32 protein-coding genes are annotated in these 18956 nt (G+C 56.8%); 19 read left to right on the top strand and 13 right to left on the bottom strand.

Annotation, left to right across the window (positions count from 1 at the left end):
• Position 1 precedes the first annotated feature (1 nt).
• The 6 genes from AB4O40_RS05990 to AB4O40_RS05965 form a co-directional block, all read right to left on the bottom strand.
• Positions 2–565 (bottom strand): siphovirus Gp157 family protein, encoded by a 564-nt coding sequence (locus AB4O40_RS05990; RefSeq protein ID WP_460055450.1) that lies wholly within the window; start codon positions 563–565, stop codon positions 2–4.
• Positions 562–1299 (bottom strand): hypothetical protein, encoded by a 738-nt coding sequence (locus AB4O40_RS05985; RefSeq protein WP_460055453.1) that lies wholly within the window; start codon positions 1297–1299, stop codon positions 562–564. Before AB4O40_RS05985 ends, AB4O40_RS05990 begins: the two co-directional genes overlap by 4 nt.
• Before the next feature lie 155 nt (positions 1300–1454).
• A complete protein-coding gene (locus AB4O40_RS05980; protein ID WP_460055456.1) occupies positions 1455–1649 on the bottom strand; it encodes a hypothetical protein in 195 nt (64 codons plus the stop codon).
• The gene (locus tag AB4O40_RS05975; RefSeq protein ID WP_223535783.1) at positions 1646–1837 is read right to left on the bottom strand and encodes a hypothetical protein; all 192 of its coding nucleotides are present in this window, start codon (positions 1835–1837) and stop codon (positions 1646–1648) included. Before AB4O40_RS05975 ends, AB4O40_RS05980 begins: the two co-directional genes overlap by 4 nt.
• Positions 1837–2232, bottom strand: a complete 396-nt coding sequence (locus tag AB4O40_RS05970; protein ID WP_460055459.1) for a hypothetical protein — start codon at positions 2230–2232, stop codon at positions 1837–1839. Before AB4O40_RS05970 ends, AB4O40_RS05975 begins: the two co-directional genes overlap by 1 nt.
• 372 nt (positions 2233–2604) lie before the next feature.
• A complete protein-coding gene (locus tag AB4O40_RS05965; RefSeq protein ID WP_460055462.1) occupies positions 2605–2751 on the bottom strand; it encodes a hypothetical protein in 147 nt (48 codons plus the stop codon).
• Between the two features lie 11 nt (positions 2752–2762).
• Between AB4O40_RS05965 and AB4O40_RS05960 the strand changes: the two genes are divergently transcribed.
• Positions 2763–2972, top strand: a complete 210-nt coding sequence (locus AB4O40_RS05960) for a hypothetical protein (RefSeq protein ID WP_409078639.1) — start codon at positions 2763–2765, stop codon at positions 2970–2972.
• 50 nt (positions 2973–3022) lie between these two features.
• Here the strand turns inward: AB4O40_RS05960 and AB4O40_RS05955 are convergent, their stop codons facing one another.
• A complete protein-coding gene (locus AB4O40_RS05955; RefSeq protein WP_460055465.1) occupies positions 3023–3214 on the bottom strand; it encodes a hypothetical protein in 192 nt (63 codons plus the stop codon).
• A gap of 513 nt (positions 3215–3727) precedes the next feature.
• Between AB4O40_RS05955 and AB4O40_RS05950 the strand changes: the two genes are divergently transcribed.
• On the top strand, positions 3728–4042 hold the full coding sequence (locus tag AB4O40_RS05950; RefSeq protein ID WP_460055468.1) for a DUF1654 domain-containing protein: 315 nt from the start codon (positions 3728–3730) through the stop codon (positions 4040–4042).
• Positions 4043–4182: 140 nt separating this feature from the next.
• Here the strand turns inward: AB4O40_RS05950 and AB4O40_RS05945 are convergent, their stop codons facing one another.
• From AB4O40_RS05945 to AB4O40_RS05925, 5 genes are all read right to left on the bottom strand, one after another.
• A complete protein-coding gene (locus tag AB4O40_RS05945; RefSeq protein WP_460055471.1) occupies positions 4183–5019 on the bottom strand; it encodes a DUF3037 domain-containing protein in 837 nt (278 codons plus the stop codon).
• The gene (locus tag AB4O40_RS05940) at positions 5016–5762 is read right to left on the bottom strand and encodes a HipA family kinase (RefSeq protein WP_460055473.1); all 747 of its coding nucleotides are present in this window, start codon (positions 5760–5762) and stop codon (positions 5016–5018) included. The genes AB4O40_RS05945 and AB4O40_RS05940 overlap by 4 nt, the downstream gene beginning before the upstream one ends.
• Positions 5763–6124: 362 nt before the next feature.
• Positions 6125–6364, bottom strand: a complete 240-nt coding sequence (locus AB4O40_RS05935) for a hypothetical protein (protein WP_460055475.1) — start codon at positions 6362–6364, stop codon at positions 6125–6127.
• 32 nt (positions 6365–6396) lie between these two features.
• Positions 6397–6654, bottom strand: coding sequence for a hypothetical protein (locus tag AB4O40_RS05930; protein ID WP_460055477.1), 258 nt, complete (start codon positions 6652–6654; stop codon positions 6397–6399).
• Between the two features lie 42 nt (positions 6655–6696).
• Complete coding sequence (locus AB4O40_RS05925; protein ID WP_460058162.1) at positions 6697–7518, bottom strand: S24 family peptidase; 822 nt, start codon at positions 7516–7518, stop codon at positions 6697–6699.
• A gap of 112 nt (positions 7519–7630) precedes the next feature.
• Between AB4O40_RS05925 and AB4O40_RS05920 the strand changes: the two genes are divergently transcribed.
• Positions 7631–7867: a hypothetical protein gene (locus AB4O40_RS05920; RefSeq protein WP_460055482.1), complete on the top strand. Its 237-nt coding sequence runs from the start codon at positions 7631–7633 to the stop codon at positions 7865–7867.
• Here the strand turns inward: AB4O40_RS05920 and AB4O40_RS05915 are convergent.
• On the bottom strand, positions 7864–8070 hold the full coding sequence (locus AB4O40_RS05915; protein ID WP_460055485.1) for a hypothetical protein: 207 nt from the start codon (positions 8068–8070) through the stop codon (positions 7864–7866). The two genes, AB4O40_RS05920 and AB4O40_RS05915, sit on opposite strands and share 4 nt — an antisense overlap.
• An 83-nt stretch (positions 8071–8153) precedes the next feature.
• On the opposite strand from AB4O40_RS05915, the gene AB4O40_RS05910 reads away from it, so the two are divergent.
• The 16 genes from AB4O40_RS05910 to AB4O40_RS05835 all read left to right on the top strand — a co-directional run bounded on the left by AB4O40_RS05910 (position 8154) and on the right by AB4O40_RS05835 (position 18902).
• A complete protein-coding gene (locus AB4O40_RS05910; protein ID WP_460055488.1) occupies positions 8154–8585 on the top strand; it encodes a phage regulatory CII family protein in 432 nt (143 codons plus the stop codon).
• Positions 8586–8764: 179 nt separating this feature from the next.
• Complete coding sequence (locus AB4O40_RS05905) at positions 8765–9736, top strand: phage replication protein (RefSeq protein WP_460055491.1); 972 nt, start codon at positions 8765–8767, stop codon at positions 9734–9736.
• Positions 9723–10517, top strand: coding sequence for a hypothetical protein (locus tag AB4O40_RS05900; RefSeq protein WP_460055494.1), 795 nt, complete (start codon positions 9723–9725; stop codon positions 10515–10517). The genes AB4O40_RS05905 and AB4O40_RS05900 overlap by 14 nt, the downstream gene beginning before the upstream one ends.
• Entirely contained in the window at positions 10517–10987 is a 471-nt protein-coding gene (locus AB4O40_RS05895; protein ID WP_460055496.1) for a hypothetical protein, read from the top strand. Before AB4O40_RS05900 ends, AB4O40_RS05895 begins: the two co-directional genes overlap by 1 nt.
• Positions 10984–11565, top strand: a complete 582-nt coding sequence (locus tag AB4O40_RS05890) for a recombination protein NinG (protein WP_460055499.1) — start codon at positions 10984–10986, stop codon at positions 11563–11565. The genes AB4O40_RS05895 and AB4O40_RS05890 overlap by 4 nt, the downstream gene beginning before the upstream one ends.
• Positions 11562–12107: a hypothetical protein gene (locus tag AB4O40_RS05885; protein ID WP_460055501.1), complete on the top strand. Its 546-nt coding sequence runs from the start codon at positions 11562–11564 to the stop codon at positions 12105–12107. Before AB4O40_RS05890 ends, AB4O40_RS05885 begins: the two co-directional genes overlap by 4 nt.
• 175 nt (positions 12108–12282) lie before the next feature.
• Positions 12283–12642, top strand: coding sequence for a hypothetical protein (locus tag AB4O40_RS05880; protein WP_460055504.1), 360 nt, complete (start codon positions 12283–12285; stop codon positions 12640–12642).
• Between the two features lie 140 nt (positions 12643–12782).
• The gene (locus AB4O40_RS05875; protein WP_409078656.1) at positions 12783–13112 is read left to right on the top strand and encodes a phage holin, lambda family; all 330 of its coding nucleotides are present in this window, start codon (positions 12783–12785) and stop codon (positions 13110–13112) included.
• A gap of 3 nt (positions 13113–13115) precedes the next feature.
• Positions 13116–13310 (top strand): DUF7940 domain-containing protein, encoded by a 195-nt coding sequence (locus AB4O40_RS05870; RefSeq protein ID WP_460055507.1) that lies wholly within the window; start codon positions 13116–13118, stop codon positions 13308–13310.
• Positions 13307–13495 carry a hypothetical protein gene (locus AB4O40_RS05865; RefSeq protein ID WP_460055510.1) on the top strand — a complete coding sequence of 63 codons (189 nt, stop codon included), beginning with the start codon at positions 13307–13309 and terminating at the stop codon, positions 13493–13495. Before AB4O40_RS05870 ends, AB4O40_RS05865 begins: the two co-directional genes overlap by 4 nt.
• 68 nt (positions 13496–13563) lie before the next feature.
• Entirely contained in the window at positions 13564–13797 is a 234-nt protein-coding gene (locus AB4O40_RS05860) for a hypothetical protein (protein ID WP_460055513.1), read from the top strand.
• Between the two features lie 179 nt (positions 13798–13976).
• Positions 13977–14600: a putative metallopeptidase gene (locus AB4O40_RS05855; protein WP_460055516.1), complete on the top strand. Its 624-nt coding sequence runs from the start codon at positions 13977–13979 to the stop codon at positions 14598–14600.
• A gap of 32 nt (positions 14601–14632) precedes the next feature.
• Positions 14633–15094, top strand: a complete 462-nt coding sequence (locus tag AB4O40_RS05850) for a DUF2280 domain-containing protein (protein ID WP_409078661.1) — start codon at positions 14633–14635, stop codon at positions 15092–15094.
• Positions 15081–16382: a terminase large subunit domain-containing protein gene (locus tag AB4O40_RS05845; RefSeq protein WP_460055519.1), complete on the top strand. Its 1302-nt coding sequence runs from the start codon at positions 15081–15083 to the stop codon at positions 16380–16382. Before AB4O40_RS05850 ends, AB4O40_RS05845 begins: the two co-directional genes overlap by 14 nt.
• A complete protein-coding gene (locus AB4O40_RS05840; RefSeq protein WP_460055522.1) occupies positions 16379–17839 on the top strand; it encodes a DUF4055 domain-containing protein in 1461 nt (486 codons plus the stop codon). The genes AB4O40_RS05845 and AB4O40_RS05840 overlap by 4 nt, the downstream gene beginning before the upstream one ends.
• Entirely contained in the window at positions 17814–18902 is a 1089-nt protein-coding gene (locus AB4O40_RS05835; protein ID WP_460055525.1) for a minor capsid protein, read from the top strand. Before AB4O40_RS05840 ends, AB4O40_RS05835 begins: the two co-directional genes overlap by 26 nt.
• Positions 18903–18956: the final 54 nt, after the last annotated feature.

Here is an 18956-nt window from a genome sequence, read left to right as displayed (position 1 = left end):
CTCACTTAATGCGGATGGAACTTTCGCCGCGCTCCAAGTGAGCCCAGACCGGTTCAGGGAGCAGTTCGTGTTCGGCGTCTTCGCCCGCTTCCATGCGCTTGCGCACCGCTTCGTTGTGATCACGGATTTCTTTCAGCTTCGCCGCAATCGACTTCTTGTCTGGCGCGAACACGGTCTTTGTTTCGATGAAGTCATCCGGAATCTCGTCTTCCTTGTCGACGATGACCTTTTCCGGTGCCAGCGCCAGGGTGATGGTGAAGAGGGGGCGCTTGATCGACTTGATGTCGGCGGCCTCCATGTTGCGGCGCAGGTAGTCGCTGATCTGGCTGACGCTATTCTTCTTCACTCGCTTCAACTCGTTGAGCCGATCGACTTCTTTGTCGATGGCGTCGATATCGCTTTCGATGTTGCGGCGCAGCATGACGATGTTGTCAGCCTTGACCTCGAACTCCCCCTGGATCGCATCCATGGTGTCCTGCAGGGCCTCTTTCAGGCCCTCGTCGTCGGTGTCGGCCATCGCCTGAAGTTCGGCCATCTGGCCGGTGAGTTTGTAGAGCTGGGTCATGCTGCGTTCTCCCTTTCAGAGGCTTCCGTAATGCGCTTCCACTCCAGTGAAATGCGCTCGGCCCCCTTGGTGTCTTTTCGAATGGTCAGTTTGCGTACCGCGACGTCGTGTATCTTCTTCAGTTCCTGAGCGGACTGGGCGCCGGCCATGGTGTCGATCACGGACTTGATGTAGTCCAGTCGCTCTTGTTTCTGGCGATCCTCCTCGGCGACTCGGTCTTCGGCCTTGTTTAGTGCCACCTCATCCCGAACCGTCTCGACATAAGCGGCGTCGTCGAACAGGCCCATGTGGATGTCTGCGGCAAAACCGAGGGGCTGCAGGCATTTGCCTATGGCATCCGTGAGCGACTTTTTCGCCGCCTCCCAGTCGGTGATTATTTTTCCCTGCTGCAACAGCACGAACGGCGTGTGCCCGTAGTGCTGCACCGTGCACTTCTGGCCGCCCTTGCCCAGGTACCAAAGTTCGATCTTCAGCGTGTGCAGCTTGGCGTTGATACGTGGTGCTTCCGGCCATTCTTTCGTGGGTGCTTGGAGAGGCCCACCCTCGTCGAACCGGTCCTCAAGAACAGTCCAGCCCCAGCCTTCACCGCAGGGCCCGAAAACCTCGGTCGCCTTGCGCATGAGATAGGTAGGCTTGATGGCTGTGCCTTTGAAGCCGCCCATACCGGTGAAGTTTTTCGTTGCACTGGGGTCAGTGGTGTCGACCTGGTCCCAGATTCTGGTGTTGTCAGACATGGGGATTCCTTCCGCCGTGCAGGCGGCGTGTTGAAGTTCGAGTTATTGAGAGATGCGATCGGCGAGGGCGCTGAGCAGCATTAGGAAGGTGAAGAGGGCAAGGACCGGCAATGATCCGCGCCAGATGAGCGCGCGGCGGGCGCGTTGGTGGTTGGTCATGGCCGAACCCTTACGGCGATGCGGCGGCCCTTCATTGTCGGTGCCAGGCGCTGCGGCAAGTTGGCTACCAGCTCGTCACGTTGGCGTCCGATCACCTCGTTGAAGGGAAGGCCAAAGCCAAGCACGGCGATTTTGCGTTCGATGTCTTCCAACAACTCGTCGGTCAGACTTTTAACCGGTGCAGTACTCATGCGAACTCCTTGCGCTGCCTGCAATGCTTCAGCAGGCGCTGGCAGTAGTGGCTGAATTCTTCGAGGGTGATCAACTGGTCCGTCATCAGGTTGGTGATGATCTGCTGAACCAGAATGCTGTTGCCGGGCGGGCTGTCTGGATGGGCAAGGCTATCCAGCGCTTCGTCGATCAGGATGTGCGGGCTCATCAGTCGACATCCTCCCGGGCTTGTTCCACGGCCAGATCAAACCAAGGCTCGACCAGCTCCAGGGCGATGTCTTGAAGGTTGTGCGGGCCGAGCAGCTTTTCCGCGAAGCCCCTGACGTTGCCGCCCTTGATTGCGGCGACGACCAGTTGGGCAAAGAGGTCTTCGTCGTCCTCGCCGTCGATCTGGCGCTGATTCAGCTGCGCCTGAATCTTGCCGAGAAACTCCGCGTACCCGATGACCTTCGTCTGCCGGCGAGTACGAATCACAACGTCACAACCCAGCACCAGTTGCTCTGCAGCGTTGTAGGACCAATTGTCTGCGGCCTCATCACGCGCTGAGGTGTCGCAAGGGATCATGTTGTCCCAGCGGGACTGTGCTGCTGCGAGTGCGTTCATGGTCGCCTCCAGAGTGGCGGTGTAGATCCAACAAAACCCGGCTGCACTCATCCATTCCGCTGGTTGCCGTTGGGCGCGGAGGGGAGTGCATGCGGGTGGTGTTGGAGTTGAAAGGTTGATGCAGGGGGCCGCGTTGCGCGGTGCAGAATCGTCCGCATCGGGGTGTGATCTGGTCAGAGGCGCGGTCTCTTCAACAGCCCGCCGTTCACATCGCAACGAGACAAATACCGAACGCTTAAGTCGGCACGATCGCTGGCTTCATCCTCGGTCTGCTGTGACAGCTGCAAACCAGATCACACTCCGATGCGGCCTGGTGCTGGGGAGTACCAGGGCATTGGGCAGTTATCGTCAGACTGACGTGGCGCTGGTTGTTCAGGATCTCACCAGTTCGTAGCCAGAAGCACCAAAGGCTTTGGTCAGGCGCTGGTTGATTTGGTCGAGCGAGTAAGCGATTCCGCCGTGGCCTTGCGGACCCTTGTAGATGTACATTCCACACTTTACTTCGTAGGTAAATCGCATAGGTGCACTCCATGGTTGGAAAAATTGAGCCGCGATACGGGGCTGAGGTTTACGTTTCGGCAGGCGGAAACATTTGCATCAAGCAGGATCAGGGGGATTGTGAAGAGCACGTTTTGATCTTTGCTGAGCAGGAGGTCGATGAACTGATTACTCTGTTGCAAGAGGCAAAATTGGAGCTGGCCGAAGAGCGGCGAGTTGCCGAAGAAAACGAGAACAACTGACATCACTCACATCACTTCTGCCCACTCAGTGAATGGGCAGAAGTGATGCTTCAACCCTCGCAAGACCATTGGTGGTGGTTTGCGTGTTCCTCGCTGCAGAACGGCAGGTTCTGCTGGCGAACGTATTTCTTCTTGCGAACTGGGTCATACGCCTGGTCGATGATGTTTTTGTAAATCACAGGATCGGCTGGCTGACCGCAGCGAGTGCATTTCGTAGGCACCGCTGTTGCTGGTTCACTCATGACTATTGCTCCGGTTGATTTCCCAATGCACCCGGGTAACCAGGTGCATCAATGAAAAATTCCGTTTCCGCCCCATGCTCGGCGCCTCGGTTTCCCCACCTGGCCGGCGTCACACATTTCGTGTTCGGTGTTCTTCGCCGGCTGGCTTGCATGGTTTGGCGTTCTCCCTTGTAGGGAGCCCGGCCAGTTCCAGAGCTGGCATGGAGATCGAAATTTGTGTTTCGCGCTGTACCCGTTGCCGAGGATCGATCCGCGAAGATTCCTAAGTGTTAAAGAGCGGCGCGGCTTTCGCTGCTGGCCGATGTTGCGTTGGCTTGAGGTGAATTTAGCCATTAGCTAAAAGATCGTCAATAGCTCCAAGCTAAATAATTTAGCTTTAAGTGATATTTTTTGATGGGTGTTATGAGCTGAATATCGACAGGAGTGGGAAAGGTCGTCTTTACCTGCGACTTAGCACTGAGCTATGATTCTGAAAAAAACCTGTATATATGTACAGTTAAAAAGGAGTAGTTGATGGCCAAGCCGCAAAAGCAAAAAAAGCTCGAGCAAAGGGAGATGACAGGCCTTGAAAGGCTCGGCCTCCGCGTCTCATCGATGATCAATCACCCCGTCGCGCAGATTCAGCGCTGGGTAACGATTCACCGCCTGGATACGGATGGGGAAAGGGAGTGGGAGGAGGTGATGGGGCTGCTATCCGATACGGACGGCATAGACATGACGTTCAACGACGATGAGTCGGTGACGCTGAAGTGGGAGGCAAGTTCGGAAGAGGACCGCGTGGTCGAAGTGGAGGATGCGCTGGAAGTGGAGGAGGCCGCCCCTTTCTGAAAGCCAAAAAAATGGCCCGCATGCGGGCGGGCCAAATGGGAATTCTTCAAAGGAGCAGGGTCAATCTGCGCTCTGCTCTGTGAGTAATTGGTGAAAAGGATGTCGCAGATTCGAAAAGCCCGGCGCTGGGCCGGGCTGGTTTAGTGCAGGGTTTCAGGCACCCCTCGCTTTATTTCTTCAAGCTTTTGGGCATTGGGGATCTGAGCGCTAATCACCCTTACTCCTTCGAACTCTGCCAATGCATGAGTTACTTCCTCGTATGCCTTAAGCAGCTTGGGCTTTCCAGGCGCTGGCGGTTCGGCGATGAACAGCGTGTCTTTTGCCAGACGATGAGCCTTGTTTAGTCGCATCACTTTTGAGAGCCATGCATCCCCGTGCTCAAGAATCTTCGAGGGTTCGGCCTGGCCGAAGTAGAGCGGCTTAATTGCCTGCTCGGCAACCTGATCTGCAAGCATGACGAAAGGGAATCTGACGTCATAATCTTTAGTCCCAAGACGCTGTTCTTTATAGCGTTGCTTCAGGTTCGATGAGGCAAGCAGCGTTCCAAGCTGGCGCTCAAGGACCTTCTCTTGGTATTCCTTATTGGCAAAGCTGTGATTCACGTAGTGATCAAACAGTTCGTCCAAGGCTTGCCCGATATTGTCGGTCGTCATAGATCCAGGCTGGCTAAAGCGCATCATCGTTTCGCGAGGATGGATAAGGTGCTTGAAAGTGCTGGCGAGTAAGCCGATCTCACTTTTTTGGCTCGCGAAGAAGCCAACCAGGCGATTGAATTCGTCCTCAACCTCGTTCCGGGCGCGAAGGTAAACCTTGTGCTCTAAGGTCTCGAAAAATCTGGTCACTCTCTGCCGTTTGGTGGCGATCTTGTATCGGAACTCACCATTATTTGCGAGCAGCACGACCCCAATGTTCACGAACTCACCCGTTTCCGGGTAAGGGAGGAACCTGAGAATCGAGTAGTTACAGATAATATTCATAATTGCCCCCAGAACTGCTCATCCTTGAACCTTTCCAGTATTTGAAGCCTTTGCTGAAGGGTTGGTTCATATTCGTTGTCGGGATCATGGTCACGACAAAGCCATTCCTCCGGTAGAAGGGAGGTGATCCTACCCCAGTCTCCAATGGCTGCGTCAAGAAGTGGTAAATAATCCAGACGAGCGAGTAAATTTCCGTCAAATGAGCCTAGCTGATCACGGAAAACGTGATACTTCCGAAACTCATCATTAGCTAGCGCTGCATCGAAAGCTACGTTGTGGTCGATCACAACCAGCTCGCCTTTGGGATCAAGTATGAGGTTTACGTTGCCTCCATACTCGCCAAGCCCGCGGTCGCCATTCAAAATCCACCAATCAAAAAGGAGGATTTTTTTCTTGAGCTCCACAGGAAGAGAGTTGAGGTTCGCCCACATCAGGTCGGCCGCATTTTCAACTTGAAGAGAGGCAAATGCTGGGCCACCGCTTAAATCCCGAACACCGCTTACCAGGCTGAAGTCGATCAACCCTTGGGGGATATCCATTACTCTCCATTGCGGGATCGGAAGGCCAAGGTGCTTGCCAAGCTCTGCTGCAATGGCCTCTGATACGAGCCCGTTCCCCAAGGCTCGAGAAAGCCCCTTGACGAAGTATGACTGACCATCATCGGCCCTAACCAGAAATGGCTGAACCGAGAGCCCTTGCTCGCTCTGCTTAATAATTTCTTTTGCTGTAATGCGCTTAAGCATCTGCTTTCCCTGCTAGCACTTCTGGTCTTCAACTTTGGGGGGGAGGTGGTTTACACAGTTTAAATGCACACCTACAAGTCCCGCTTGCACCTGCTCAGCCTTCCCCCGCACAATCCTTCCCGCTTTCATAAGGTCATAGCAATTCTCAGCATTACCGCAGCCCCAAGCAGCTTATTCGCCTGGGTCGAGACGGCTACAGCCAGGTCTTCTTCCCCTGCTTCTCTGAGCGTTGCAACCAAATCGAGCAGTTTCCTAACCTCAACCTCGATGGCACGGATGGATTGACCTATCTGGTAGTGAAGTGAGTGCGCCATGCCGTGAACCCTCGATAGTGATCACTCAAAAATTACGGCAGAGCAAGATCACTCGATCTTTGTTCTGGTTATGGTTCCAGCCTTCACTTCCTCAGCGTAGGCAGTCAGCCGATCCTCATCAGCGTGGAAGACGGTGCACATCTTCAGCAGTGCCTGGGCATCTGCTTCATTGCCGGCCAGGCTGGCGCGCTCAGCAATTCGCATCAGCTCAACTGCTGACCATTTCAGATCAGAGGCGACACCCTGGAGGTCGCGCTTCAGGTCTTGGTTCGGTTTGGTGAGGGACATAGGGGCTCCTGAAAACTTCGGTGTGCCGGATATCAGCTGCGGGAAAACCAATTCTTGATCGTTAGCAGCACTGAGGGTCGGGGCTGCTTGTCATCTCCCACCAAGCTATCAAGTGCGAAAGTAGCTTTTAAGGTCCGCTCCCTTAGCGTGCTGAGTCGGGTATGCAGCTCTTTTTTCAGGTGCTTTCGCTCGTCGGGTGGGGAGAGCTCTATCAGCTTGCGAGCCATGAAAAAACTCAGCTCCATCTGCTGGTCCAGAGCTTCGGTGATTTCCTTAATCGCGTCTTTCATCCAGAGCCCACTTAGTTAAAACATTGCTTACACCGTTTGGCGTTAAACCAGGTGAGCGTTCCAAACCAGCAGCACCCGAGCCTGGATGTAGGTCTCGTCAGCCCTGATCGTTTGCGGGGGATGCTTGTCGTTATCGGAAATCATCTTGATTTGACCATCACCAATCCACTGGAGGCGCTTGATGTACAGGTGGCCTTCCCAAGAGAACATGTAAATCCCATCCCCCACGAATTCCCGAATACTGATGTCGACGAGCAGCGGGTCTCGATGCTTGATCGTTGGCGCCATCGACTGACCCCAGCCCGTAACCATCTTGAGATGGAAGTGCTCCTTGAACTCGACGCCCATCTCGCGCAGATGCTGAGGGCTTACCCTCACATCCTGGAGCAGCTCAGGGTAGTCATGAGGGATCTGGCCGCCACCCATGGCAGCGCGGACGTCGTAATGTGCGATCCACACCTCGTCACCGACTACTCCAGGGCGGTAGTAGTCAACTTCGATAACACGGCCATCATCGCTTTCGGCTGCTGCGACGATACGATCACGAGCATCGGCCGAAAGGCCTTTGACCTTGGCAAGCATCAGCTTCACCTGATCGGCAGCGGAAGAATTCGATTCCTCATCAGCAGGCGGCGATATCTCGACTTCATCCCCAGCTGGAAGCGAATCGAACCAGCCTCTTGGCAATCCTTCGATACCTTCAATTCTTCGAGCTACGTCGTCGCCCAAGTTTTTCGCTGTCTTGTCCGAGAGAATCTGACTCAGATGTGCTGGAGCCATGCCCCAGCGCTCAGCGCAGGCGCCTTTCTTCTGGCTCCCGAGCAGATTAATAAGATTGTGTTTTCGAATCGCATAAATATCCATGCGCGCCAGCATGCCAGCGTTTAGCTCAATGCTAAATATGCTCACAGCTAAATATTCCTTGCTCTGAAATTAGCCATGAGCTAAATTTTAACCATGTGTAAGGAGAGCTCCCATGAATGACCATCTGCGTGACTGGCTGGCCAACGCTACGAATGATCGGCGTCAGGCTGTAGCTGCCGCCGCAAAAACCACCGTTGGCCATCTATGGCAACTCGCCGGCGGCCACCGAAAGGCATCCGCCGAGCTTGCTGAGCGTCTTCAGGACGCCTCCAGTAACGAAATCACTATCGCAGGCCTTCGCCCTGATCTCGTTGATCTTGCTCACAAAGTCCTACTCGGCGCCGCCTAGCTGCGTTTCAAACTAAGCGAAACGGTAGCACGCTCAAAACCGCGCAGCTCATCGCCGCCAAGTTGATCACGCAAAGGGCCGGCAACCCGCTCAAACGCAGGCCACAGCCGGAGCTGAGACGACAAGGGAAGGGTGGATGCCAAGGCAACCACCAAGCAGCAAAGGGCGGCTATCTCGCCTTGTAATTCAGATTGATTGGCCATGGATGCGTCCTTGATCGGTTGATGAAAAGATCATCGCGGAACTACTGGCGGTGTGCCACGCGAGACGAAGAGAGGTTTTCGCAATGGAAGAATTTGAACGAACTTTGCACCGCGAAGTGAAGGCGGGCGGCGGTACTGCGTTGGCCAAACGCATGGGTGTCAACGAAACGCGCTTGCTTGATTGCGCGAACCCGAATCGTGAAGCCCACCGAATGAATCTGGAAATGTTTGGCCAGGTCCTTACGCATCTCTCCGAAGAAGGGCGTCTCGCCGTACTCGGTTCGCTGGCCAATCAATTCGAATGTGATGTGGTCCTGCGCAAGCGTCCAGCACCGAAACCCTTGATCGTCGCACTGTGCCATTTGACCGCTGAGTGCGGCGACGTGGGCCGACTGATCTTCGATGCCACCGCAGACAACCACATAAGTCAGCACGAAAAAGCTCAGGGCGATAAAGCCATTCAAGAAGCCATTGACGCGCTGCATGTGCTGCGCGAATCGCTGAAGGCCGCCTGAATTTCAGACACAAAAAAGCCGACGGAGAAGGTCGGCTGATTCGCAAAACTAGAGAGGCCCGATTATGCAGAGCCAGCCCAATTCAAGCAATACCTCTTCCAATGTCGCGACACGTTTTCAGAATTCGAAAAGCGTGTCGCGTACTTCTGCGCTTTCTCACTTGGTCAGGAATACCTGACATGCAATACACCGTCACGATCAACCAGGTGAAGGCGCTCGAGTGGGGGCTGAATTCCCAGCAAGCTCTGCTGTTCGCCTTCGTCTATGGCTGCCCGAGTTGGACCAAGCCAATCAAGACTGATGACGGGATCTTCTTCGCGCTGAGCAAGGCCAAGATCATTGAGGAGCTGCCGCTGCTCACCGATAAGCCAGACACCGCTTACCGCATGTTGAAGGCCCTGGAGGAGGCCGGTTTGATTGAGCTTTCCAGTACCTCGAACATCACGCTGTTTCGCCTGACCGAGAAGGCGGTCGAGTGGAACCAGAAGCTTGATGGGTCGGAAAAATATCCGACCCCACCGAATAACAAAGGTCGGAAAAAAATCCGATCTACCTCGGAAAAAAATCCGAGCAAGGTCGGAGAAAAATCCGAGCAAGGGTCGGAAAAATCTCCGACAAATCAGGATACCAATCATCAGGGTACCAATCAGGATACCAGTCAGGACTTGCAGGATGGTCCGGACAAGCCGGTCCGCAACTTGGTGCTGGTGGTTGATCGCACCGATGCGCCACGGGTCGAGATTCCCGCCGACATGCCGGGCCCCAAAGACCAGTCCTGCAAAACCTTCAAGGTCTGGGCGAACTACGCCATGGCCTACCGCAAGCGCTACAACACCTGGCCGGTGTGGAACGCCAAGGTCGGTGGCCAACTCGGGCAACTCGTTGACCGCCTCGGCGCCGATGTTGCCCATCACGTCGCAGCCCACTTCCTGAAGACCAGTGACGCCGCCGTCCTGCGCAAGTGCCACAGCCTCAACGAACTGCTGGCGAATGCTGAGAGCTACCACACGCAGTGGGTGACTGGTCAACGCATCAATGGGGCCACGGCTCGCCAGATGGAGCGCACCGAGGCGAACGTCTCCGCTGCGGAACAGGCCGCCCAGATGGTCTTGGCCAAGCGCCAGGCAGGAGAGCGCAATGAATACCTCTGAAATGAACGACGCCCAGGTAGCAGGGTTGGCGGCGGCCATCATCGCCACCGCCGAGGCCATGGGGCAGGAAATGAACCCAGGTACTGCGGCGATCATGGCGGAAGACCTGAGCGCCTACCCGGTGCCGGTAGTGCGCGGTGCGCTGAAGGCCTGCCGCCTCGAGGTGAAAGGCAAGCTGACCATGGCTGACATCCTGCAACGTGTTCAGGCTGCCGACGGCCGCCCAGGCAAGGACGAGGCATGGTCAATTGCGTTGATGGCCGGTGATGAAATCGAAACAGTGGTGATGACCGCAGAAGTCCGGCAGGCCATGAGTGCCGCCGCACCAATTCTGAAACTTGGCGACAAAGTCGGAGCTCGGATGGCCTTCATGAGCGCCTACGAGCGGCTGGTGACAACGGCTCGCGCCGAAGCAGCACCGGTGACATGGAGCGTGTCCCTCGGTTTCGACCCTGCTCGGCGGGTGACAGCCATCGAGTCGGCGGTACGCATGCAACTGATCACCCAGCAAGCCGGAACTGAGTATTTGGCTGATTTGCGTATTGCGCCCATCACCGCAGATGGCCAGGTCATTGCTGGCTTGCTGACCGGGTCACCTGTTCAGCCATCCGAAAAACTGCGTGCCCGTTGGCAGCAGGTCAGGGATGAGCTGCAGGCACATCGCCGCCGCAAAGACATTCAATCCCGATGGGATTTTCGGGCAGAGCGTCGACGACTTGCCTCGCGCAAGGCTGACCAACTGAAAGCGGTAGAGCAATTGATTCGCAAGGAGCGCCTGTGATGACCGATAAAATCAGCGTCAACTGCCAGGCCAAGCTCTCCGAGGCCATCACTAAGCTCAGTGCGATGTTTCGCGACAAGAAGTTCGTGGTGGTGTCACTGCGCCCGGGTAAGGACCGTACGCTCGACCAGAACGCCCTGTGGTTCTCCCTGTACCAGCGCATCGCCGCGATGACGCAGATCGGCGACGTGGAGGATGCCCGCCGGTACTGCAAGCTGCACTTCGGCGTCCAGATCCTGGTGAACGAGGACGACGATTTCCGCAACGGCTGGTACCGGACCATGCGCCACCTGTCCTATGCGGAGAAGCTGGACCTTATGGGTAGCTGCCCGCTGTTCGGTCCTGACGGATTCCCGGTAACTCGGTTGTTCAGTCGCGCCCAGGGCATCGCCTACACCGACCGCATCGTGTCCGACTTCACGGAACGTGGCGTGGTGTTCACGGATCTGCTGGGCGAGGTGGCTGCATGAGTCTCGCCGCCAAACAGCCTCGACCGAAGAAGTGCAGTGTCATGTCGTGCCGGGCCGTATTCATCCCAAAGCAGAGCTTTCAGAGCTGGTGCTCGCCGGATTGCGCTGTTGTGATCGCCAGAAGCAGGCAGGAGAAAAAGCGCAAGGCATTGGCTCAGATCGAGCGCCGGGAGATCAAGGTCCGCAAGGAGAAGCTCAAGAGTCGGGCTGACCACCTCAAGGACACGCAGATCGCCTTTAACGCCTGGGTGCGTGAGCGTGACGCCGATCTGCCTTGCATCAGTTGCGGCCGGCACCACCAGGGCAAGTACGACGCGGGGCATTACCGCACAGTTGGGAGTAACCCCGCGCTGCGCTTCGAACCGCTCAACTGCCACCGGCAGTGCTCGCCGTGCAATACCAAATTGTCAGGGAACGTCGTGAATTACCGCATTGAGCTGGTGAAGCGGATCGGCGCCGAAAAAGTGGAATGGCTCGAAGGCCCTCATGAGCCCAAGAAGTACACCGTCGAAGAGCTGAAGGCGATGACCGCCGATTACCGGGCAAAGACAAGACAGCTGAAGGGGAGAGCAGCATGACCTATCGCAACGTGGTATCCGCAGTAGTTCGGGCGCTGGCCGCCGAAACCATCAACTCTGCCGGTGGGTGCGACTTTGAGCCCAAGGTGCAGTGCGCCAAGCAGAAAGGGGAGATCGCGGGCAAGGAGGCCGCTTTCCTCACAGACTGCTGGGTGTTCGGCCGCCTGCACAAGTCGCTGTCGGCTGCACACTGGAGAGCTCTGGTTGCGAAGTACTCCACGCATGACGAACGCAAGCATGGCGCCATCCTGGAGCTGCTGAACTCGGTCAAGTCGCCAGCACCGAAGCGGTTCCGGGAGTGCGCGATTCTGACCTGGGCAATCCCTCAGGTTGCGGGCACCGACGGCAAACGATCTGCGGCAGTGCTTCCGGCAGCGTGGTACGACATCACGAACTGGGACAACGACGGCAAGCCGGAATCAACTCGGTACCGGTGGCGCTCATCGATCCGCAAGAGCCTGGATGACTTGGTCAACGAAGCATTGACTGCGGCGCAAGAGATCATGGATGCAGAAGGATTAATCGAAAGTTGTGCGGCTTAGCGAATAGTTATTGCAAGTAGTGAGAGAATGAGGGAATATTTATCCATCCTGTCGATCTTGCGCGTTAGGGATTGACACATAGAAGCCCGGCCATCCGCTGGGCTTTTTTGTGGAAAACTTCTGTTTGTGATAGTGGCTAATTGATATATTCCCGCCCTAATTTTAGGAGGGACTCATGAAAAAAGCCGCCATCGCACTTCTTTTTGCTGCTGTTGCCACCTCGGGCTGCACTATTCGTGTTGCTGACATGACGGTCGCGAGCACCAAGAACTACAACATCAATGCCTCAAAATTTGTAAAGGGTAAGCGCGTCACGGGAGAGGATAACTACCCGGTAATTATCTTCCCGACTGGCATCCCAAACATGAAGACAGCAATGGATAACGCTATCCAGCAGGACAGTTGTGCGGTGGGCCTGACGGATGTTGTCATGAGTCAGCTGAACCATTCCTTCTTGTTCGGGATGATCGGCTTTCGCGTCGAAGGCGACTTGGTCATCGATACGACGCGTCCAGGGTGCGAAGTCCGCGCTTAAGACGTCAAGAAAAACCAAAGCCTCGGCATTTGCCGGGGCTTTTTCGTATCTGGCACCCATGCCCCCGTCTTTGCTCCGAGCGGATGAGGAAGGCGTGGATTGCCGGACCAACTATCGCTCCCCACAAGGGAGGAATCCGGATGCCAAACATGCCCGACAAACCAGACACCTGGCTCATCGTCATGGCCTGGCTCAGCCAGCATGCCCCGATGTTCTATGCCGCGGCGCTGTCGTGTTGGATCGCCTTCTTGCGCGTGATCTACGGGGGAGGGGGGCGGCGACAGGCCCTGCTCGAATCCTGCCTGTGTGGTGCGATCACGGCCGGGGCATTCCCGCTGCTCGAGTACTTCAACCTACCGTCGAGTCTGGCGGCAGCGCTGGGCGCCATCATCGGCACTCTCGGCGTGAAGAAGGTTGCCGCCCTGGCTGACCGATTTACCGACTTCAAATTGCCCAAGCGGCAGGAGTGACCCATGCAACTGATCGACAACTGGAAACAAGCGCTGAGCATGAACAGCGTTCAGGCGGGTGGCGCCATTGCCGCCCTGGGTATCGCTGAACAGCTGATGCCGCAACTGCAAGCCGTGTTGCCACCGATAGCCTACGGCGTACTGGGCCTTCTGGTGATGGTTGCCCGGGTGATCCTTCAGCCGAAGCTGAACAAATGAGCAGCGTCACTCGGCTACATCACGCATTGCCACTGAGCCCAGCCATCAACAAGGCCATCACTGATCTGGATAGCGCCATCGCCAAGGCGATCGATGCCGCAAAGGCTGCCGGTATGCCTCAGGGCCTAGTCGTATCTCTCTTGCACGGGCACGCCCAAGTACAGACCAACATCATGGTGAGCTGAACTGTTCAACGCTCTGGATTGATCTGTCAGTACCAGCTACTTTGAGATTCCACGCAAGGAGTTCGGACATGGCAGATAAATATGTTGGAAAAATAGTTGGGGTCGGCACGGATAACTTGCACTACGTGATTAACATCTATCAGGACGAGACCATTGAGCGCTCGCCAAACGGCATGGTTCGACATGAAGGCCTGAAGCATTTCGAAATGCAATCTGGTGGTGACGTGAAAAAGATTTCTGAGACTGAGTACGAGATTGTCGCTACGGGAGTTAGGGTCACTGTGCATGATGGTGAAAGCTAAGAGGGCCGGCCTCTCATGCGAGTACTTAGATTAGGGTGCCGCATGGCAGGCAGGATGAATCAGTGATCATGCCTAGCTTGCGCGGAACTACATTAGCTTTCGGCATAGCTCTCCCTCCTGCATTGACTCAACTCCTGCCGTACCGGCTACGCGCTACCATTTCAAGCACAAGGTGACCCATGGATAGGCCGTACCCTCCATCGTCACTGCTTGACCTGTCCGAGCTCTCCGACTTCGGCATTCGCCTGACTCCAGCCACTGAAGTATGGGAATGGCTCCAGGCCGAGATCCTTGCCGACACCGGCACCATTCACAACGAAGACCATGCACATCTACTGGATGCTGATATCCGAATCATGTGGGCGTCCTCCAGCTTCGAGAAGCAGGGCCGCACAGTTCTGGGCAAGGCCGAACAGGTAGCGTTCCGCGCTGGTGGTTGGCAGAAGCTCCGGATGGAGCAGCAGATGCGTGATTGGTTCGGCCAAGTGCCGGCTTTCATCATCACACTGGCAGCGGATTACTGCGCTCAATGCAGCGACCTTGAGTTCTGCGCACTGGTCGAACACGAGCTCTACCACATCGCCCAGGCGACAGATAAGTACGGCGCTTCAGCATTCACCGAAGAAGGCATACCCAAACTGAAGCTGCGCGGACACGACGTTGAAGAGTTCGTCGGTGTCGTCCGACGCTACGGTGCGAGTGCTGACGTGCAGGAGTTGGTAGACGCTGCAAACAAACCTGCCGAGGTGGGGAAACTGAACATTTCGAGGGCCTGCGGAACCTGTCTGCTCAAGTCGGCCTGAATTTCTGACAGGTTTTGACGGATGACAACCATATGGCAGCACTACGAAGCGAGGTCAAAGCCTTCATCGTTCAGGCTCTAGCCTGCTTTGATACGCCATCTCAGGTGGTCGAGTCGGTCAAGAAAGAATTCGGCATTGAAGTCAGCCGGCAGCAGTGCGAATCACACGACCCGACAAAGTTCGCCGGTCGAGCCCTGGGCGCAAAGTGGGTGGAGCTATTTCACTCTGCCCGCAAGCGATTCCGCGAAGAGACGGAAGACATCCCGATTGCCAATAGGGCGTATCGACTCCGGGCACTTGGTCGCATGGCTGAGAAAGCCGAGAACATGAAGAACATGTCACTGACTGCTCAGCTATTGGAGCAGGCAGCGAAGGAAGTCGGCGACATCTACGTCAATCGCAACCGGAAGGACGAGCCTGACGACGAGCCGGCGATCCCGACCCGTATCCAGGTGGATGTGGTGGATGCGAGGAAGTCGAATGCCGAGCCTTAACGTTCCGCAGTCGCAGTTCCTTCTGTTGCCCCACAAGTTCCGCGCATTCGTTGCTGGCTTCGGCTCTGGGAAGACCTGGGTAGGATGCTCGGCACTGAGCAAGCACTTCATGGAGTGGCCCGGCGTCAACGCTGGCTACTTCGCGCCGACGTATCCGCAGATCCGGGACATCTTCTATCCCACGATGGAGGAGGTTGCCTACGACTGGGGGCTAAAAACCAAGATCAACCAGGCGAACCATGAGGTTCATATTTTCAGCGGCCGGCAGTACCGCGGCACTGTGATTTGCCGCTCGATGGAGAAGCCGCAGACAATCGTCGGTTTCAAGATTGGCCACGCCCTGGTCGATGAGCTGGATGTGCTGACGTCGCTGAAGGCTCAGCAGGCCTGGCGCAAGATCATCGCCCGGATGCGCTACAACCTGCCCGGGCTGAAGAACGGCGTAGATGTGACCACTACGCCAGAAGGATTCAAGTTCGTCTTCCTTCAGTTCGTGAAGCAACTGCGCGATAAGCCGGCGCTGAAGGAAATGTACGGCCTGATCCAGGCCAGTACCTTCGACAACGAACTGAATCTGCCGGACGACTACATTCCATCGCTGATGGAGTCGTATCCCGAGCAACTGATCCGCGCTTACCTCAACGGTCAATTCGTTAACCTGACGTCCGGCTCGATCTACCACGCGTACGACCGCAAGCTGAACCAGTGTGTTGACACTGTTCAGCCCGGTGAACCGCTTTTCATCGGTATGGACTTCAACGTCGGCAAGATGGCGGCCATCACCCATGTCAAACGTGATCAGGGTCTGCCGCGCGCCGTGGATGAGCTGATGGATGGCTACGACACACCGGACATGATTCGACGAATCAAGGAGCGCTACTGGCGACACAACGGCAACGACTTCGAGAAAACCTGTGAAATCCGGATCTACCCGGACGCCTCTGGCGATTCACGGAAGTCGGTCAACGCAAGCGTCACGGACCTGGCCATGCTTAAGCAGGCCGGTTTCGCTGTCATCGCGCCGGCGGCCAACCCTCCGGTGAAGGACCGGATCAACGCCATGAATGCCATGTTCTGCAATGCGCAGGGCGAACGGCGCTACCTGGTCAACCCCTTCACATGCCCGACTTACGCCGATGGTCTTGAGCAGCAGATCTGGGCGCCCAACGGCGAGCCAGATAAGAGCCAAGGCAACGACCACGCCAACGACGGCGGCGGTTACTTCATCCACCGCGAGTACCCGATCGTGAAGCCGGTAACCTCAATGAAAATGGGAGTCGCCCGATGACGGACGTCACTTTTACTCGTCCCGAATACGACGCGGCACAGTACCGCTGGCGCTTGGTGCGTGACGCCTGCAAAGGTTCGGAAACCATCAAAGCTGCCGGCGACCGATATCTGCCGCGGCCGAACGCATCGGACACCAGTCAGGACAACAAGGACCGCTACGACGCGTACAAGAAGCGCGCTGTTTTCTACAACGCCACGGGGCGGACGAAGCACAGTCTGGTGGGCGCGGTATTCCGCACTTGGCCGACGCTGACAGTTCCGGGGGCTCTCGACTATGTGTCGAAGGATGTCGACGGGCAGGGCGTGAGCATCTACCAACAGTCGCAATCGGTCATTGGGCATCTGCTCGAAGTTGGCCGCCACGGGCTGCTGGTTGATTACGCGGCTGTCCAGGCCGGCACCGTGAGCAAGGCGGACGAACAAGCAGGTCGAGCTCGGGCGAACATCGCCAGCTACCCCGCCGAGGCGATCATCAACTGGAAGACTCGCCAGGTTGGCGGACAGCACCTGCTATGCCTCGTCGTGCTGCGCGAGACGGTAGACGTCGACACCGACGACGGCTTTGGCAGCGAGCAGGCTGTCCAATACCGTGTGCTACGCCTGGATGCCGCCGGCGTATACACGCAAGAAGTGTGGGAAGAGGGATCGAGCCAGACAGCAATGACCATCGCTCCCTTCACCCCACTGAGTGGCCTTGGCCAGCCTTGGCGCGTGATTCCGTTCCAGTTTCTGGGCAGCGAGAACAACGACACGACCATCGATGATTCGCCGCTGTACGACATGGCCGAAGTCAATATCGGCCACTACCGCAACAGTGCTGACTACGAAGAGGCGGCATATCTGGTGGGCCAGCCTCAGCCGTGGATGGCTGGACTCGATGAGCAGTGGCGCGACCATATGGAGAAGAACGGCATCTTCCTCGGCTCTCGTGCGCCTTGGCTACTGCCGGTCAGTGGCACATGCGGCGTATGGCAAGCCCAGCCGAACACGGTAGCCAAAGAGGCCATGGACGCCAAGAAAGAGGACATGGTGTCGCTGGGCGCCCGGCTGATCGAGCAGGGTAGTGCGGTGAAGACAGCGACCCAGGCCGACAACGACAGCGCCGCCGAACATAGCGTTTTGTCGCTGGTGGTGAGCAACGTGAGCGAGGCTTACAGCCAGTGCCTGGTTTGGATGGCTGAGTTTGTGAATGCGGCGGGCGAAACGCTCTACAAACTCAATCAGGACTTCAGCCAGATCACTCTGGACGCGACGATCCTCTCTGCACTGTTCAATGCGGTGCAGGGCGGCAAGTTGCCGGCGGGCGACTTCTGGCAGTACCTGCGTGATCGCGGCGTGATTGATCCCGAGAAGACCGACGACCAGATCCGCGACGAATTGGAAACCGAGAACCCCGGTCCCGACCTGGACGACGATGAGGTAATCCCGAATGGCGGCAAACCAGGCAATCCTTGACGCCACGATTCGGCACGCCGTCTTCCTTGAGCAACTGAAGTCGGGAGAGGTTGCCAAGTTCGGGCCTTTCCTCAAGGAGATTGATCGCTCGATCCGTGAGCGGCTGACGCGGGCCGACCTGACGGATTACACCGTTGCTCGGCTGGAGCGGCTGCTGAGTGAGGTTGATAGCCTGCTGCTGGGTATCTTCGACCGGTACAGCGAGAAGCTGAACCTTGACCTGATCGATATCGCGAACTACGAGGCTGAGTTTGAGGCGACCAGTCTGACCCGAGCGGCGCCGGTGGGCGTCTCATTCGATGCCGCAGTGCCAGGCGCTGCTGCAATCAGGGCTGCCATTCTCACCAATCCGCTTAGCGTGCGTGGTGTGGACGGCGGCAAGCTGCTCAAGTCGTTCATTGATGGCTTCACAGCTACCGAGCGGCAGCGAGTCACTGGTGCGATCCGGCAGGGCTTCTTCGAAGGCCAAACGAACTTCCAGATCATCAAGAACATTCGCGGGACCAAGGCGCTCCAGTACAACGACGGCATCCTGGCCACAACGAACCGGAATGCCGGCGCCGTGGTGCGGACGGCGGTGCAACACGTCGCGACCCAAGCGCGTATGGAGACGCTGAAAGAGAACTCCGACGTCGTGCAGGCGGTGGAGTGGGTCAGCACCCTGGATTCGAAGACGACCAGTCAGTGCCGGACGCTCGACAAGCACCGTTTTAAACTGACCGAGGGGCCAAGGCCTCCGATCCACATCAACTGTCGCTCGACGGTGGTGGCGGTGACACGCTTCAGTGCTATGTTCGCCAAGGATGCCACCCGCGCATCCATCGGTGATGGGGGCGCCCAGCAGGTGAGGGCAGACCTTAGCTACTACGACTGGCTCAAGCAGCAGCCGGCAGCGTTTCAAGACAAGGCCATCGGCCCGGTCCGCGCCAAGCTGTTTCGTGAAGGCGGTCTGAGCATCGAGCGGTTCGCCGAGCTGCAGCTTGATCGCAATTTTTCACCTCTGACTCTTGTGCAGATGAAGGCTCTTGAGCCTCTGGCGTTCCAGCGGGCAGGCATCAAATAAGAACAAGACGTATGGCGGGACGAAGGCGCTGCAGTGCGTTTACTGCTTGTTGAA

The organism is Pseudomonas sp. S2_F07 (assembly GCF_054668325.1).
The sequence above is the reverse complement of the archived record's forward strand: the minus strand, read 5'-3'. Positions and strand labels throughout refer to the sequence as shown.

Excerpts from the sequence above, each read along its gene's own strand:
- AB4O40_RS05915 (WP_460055485.1), bottom strand. The coding sequence starts at position 8,070 with ATGGCCAATCAATCTGAATTACAAGGCGAGATAGCCGCCCTTTGCTGC.
- AB4O40_RS05900 (WP_460055494.1), top strand. The coding sequence starts at position 9,723 with ATGAATACCTCTGAAATGAACGACGCCCAGGTAGCAGGGTTGGCGGCG.
- AB4O40_RS05910 (WP_460055488.1), top strand. The coding sequence starts at position 8,154 with ATGGAAGAATTTGAACGAACTTTGCACCGCGAAGTGAAGGCGGGCGGC.
- AB4O40_RS05965 (WP_460055462.1), bottom strand. The coding sequence starts at position 2,751 with ATGCGATTTACCTACGAAGTAAAGTGTGGAATGTACATCTACAAGGGT.
- AB4O40_RS05925 (WP_460058162.1), bottom strand. The coding sequence starts at position 7,518 with ATGGATATTTATGCGATTCGAAAACACAATCTTATTAATCTGCTCGGG.
- AB4O40_RS05920 (WP_460055482.1), top strand. The coding sequence starts at position 7,631 with ATGAATGACCATCTGCGTGACTGGCTGGCCAACGCTACGAATGATCGG.
- AB4O40_RS05845 (WP_460055519.1), top strand. The coding sequence starts at position 15,081 with ATGCCGAGCCTTAACGTTCCGCAGTCGCAGTTCCTTCTGTTGCCCCAC.
- AB4O40_RS05840 (WP_460055522.1), top strand. The coding sequence starts at position 16,379 with ATGACGGACGTCACTTTTACTCGTCCCGAATACGACGCGGCACAGTAC.
- AB4O40_RS05970 (WP_460055459.1), bottom strand. The coding sequence starts at position 2,232 with ATGAACGCACTCGCAGCAGCACAGTCCCGCTGGGACAACATGATCCCT.
- AB4O40_RS05935 (WP_460055475.1), bottom strand. The coding sequence starts at position 6,364 with ATGTCCCTCACCAAACCGAACCAAGACCTGAAGCGCGACCTCCAGGGT.
- AB4O40_RS05890 (WP_460055499.1), top strand. The coding sequence starts at position 10,984 with ATGAGTCTCGCCGCCAAACAGCCTCGACCGAAGAAGTGCAGTGTCATG.
- AB4O40_RS05870 (WP_460055507.1), top strand. The coding sequence starts at position 13,116 with ATGCAACTGATCGACAACTGGAAACAAGCGCTGAGCATGAACAGCGTT.
- AB4O40_RS05895 (WP_460055496.1), top strand. The coding sequence starts at position 10,517 with ATGACCGATAAAATCAGCGTCAACTGCCAGGCCAAGCTCTCCGAGGCC.
- AB4O40_RS05875 (WP_409078656.1), top strand. The coding sequence starts at position 12,783 with ATGCCAAACATGCCCGACAAACCAGACACCTGGCTCATCGTCATGGCC.
- AB4O40_RS05885 (WP_460055501.1), top strand. The coding sequence starts at position 11,562 with ATGACCTATCGCAACGTGGTATCCGCAGTAGTTCGGGCGCTGGCCGCC.
- AB4O40_RS05855 (WP_460055516.1), top strand. The coding sequence starts at position 13,977 with ATGGATAGGCCGTACCCTCCATCGTCACTGCTTGACCTGTCCGAGCTC.
- AB4O40_RS05975 (WP_223535783.1), bottom strand. The coding sequence starts at position 1,837 with ATGAGCCCGCACATCCTGATCGACGAAGCGCTGGATAGCCTTGCCCAT.
- AB4O40_RS05930 (WP_460055477.1), bottom strand. The coding sequence starts at position 6,654 with ATGAAAGACGCGATTAAGGAAATCACCGAAGCTCTGGACCAGCAGATG.
- AB4O40_RS05905 (WP_460055491.1), top strand. The coding sequence starts at position 8,765 with ATGCAATACACCGTCACGATCAACCAGGTGAAGGCGCTCGAGTGGGGG.
- AB4O40_RS05940 (WP_460055473.1), bottom strand. The coding sequence starts at position 5,762 with ATGCTTAAGCGCATTACAGCAAAAGAAATTATTAAGCAGAGCGAGCAA.
- AB4O40_RS05850 (WP_409078661.1), top strand. The coding sequence starts at position 14,633 with ATGGCAGCACTACGAAGCGAGGTCAAAGCCTTCATCGTTCAGGCTCTA.
- AB4O40_RS05860 (WP_460055513.1), top strand. The coding sequence starts at position 13,564 with ATGGCAGATAAATATGTTGGAAAAATAGTTGGGGTCGGCACGGATAAC.
- AB4O40_RS05945 (WP_460055471.1), bottom strand. The coding sequence starts at position 5,019 with ATGAATATTATCTGTAACTACTCGATTCTCAGGTTCCTCCCTTACCCG.
- AB4O40_RS05865 (WP_460055510.1), top strand. The coding sequence starts at position 13,307 with ATGAGCAGCGTCACTCGGCTACATCACGCATTGCCACTGAGCCCAGCC.
- AB4O40_RS05980 (WP_460055456.1), bottom strand. The coding sequence starts at position 1,649 with ATGAGTACTGCACCGGTTAAAAGTCTGACCGACGAGTTGTTGGAAGAC.
- AB4O40_RS05950 (WP_460055468.1), top strand. The coding sequence starts at position 3,728 with ATGGCCAAGCCGCAAAAGCAAAAAAAGCTCGAGCAAAGGGAGATGACA.
- AB4O40_RS05990 (WP_460055450.1), bottom strand. The coding sequence starts at position 565 with ATGACCCAGCTCTACAAACTCACCGGCCAGATGGCCGAACTTCAGGCG.
- AB4O40_RS05835 (WP_460055525.1), top strand. The coding sequence starts at position 17,814 with ATGGCGGCAAACCAGGCAATCCTTGACGCCACGATTCGGCACGCCGTC.
- AB4O40_RS05880 (WP_460055504.1), top strand. The coding sequence starts at position 12,283 with ATGAAAAAAGCCGCCATCGCACTTCTTTTTGCTGCTGTTGCCACCTCG.
- AB4O40_RS05985 (WP_460055453.1), bottom strand. The coding sequence starts at position 1,299 with ATGTCTGACAACACCAGAATCTGGGACCAGGTCGACACCACTGACCCC.
- AB4O40_RS05955 (WP_460055465.1), bottom strand. The coding sequence starts at position 3,214 with ATGAGTGAACCAGCAACAGCGGTGCCTACGAAATGCACTCGCTGCGGT.
- AB4O40_RS05960 (WP_409078639.1), top strand. The coding sequence starts at position 2,763 with ATGGTTGGAAAAATTGAGCCGCGATACGGGGCTGAGGTTTACGTTTCG.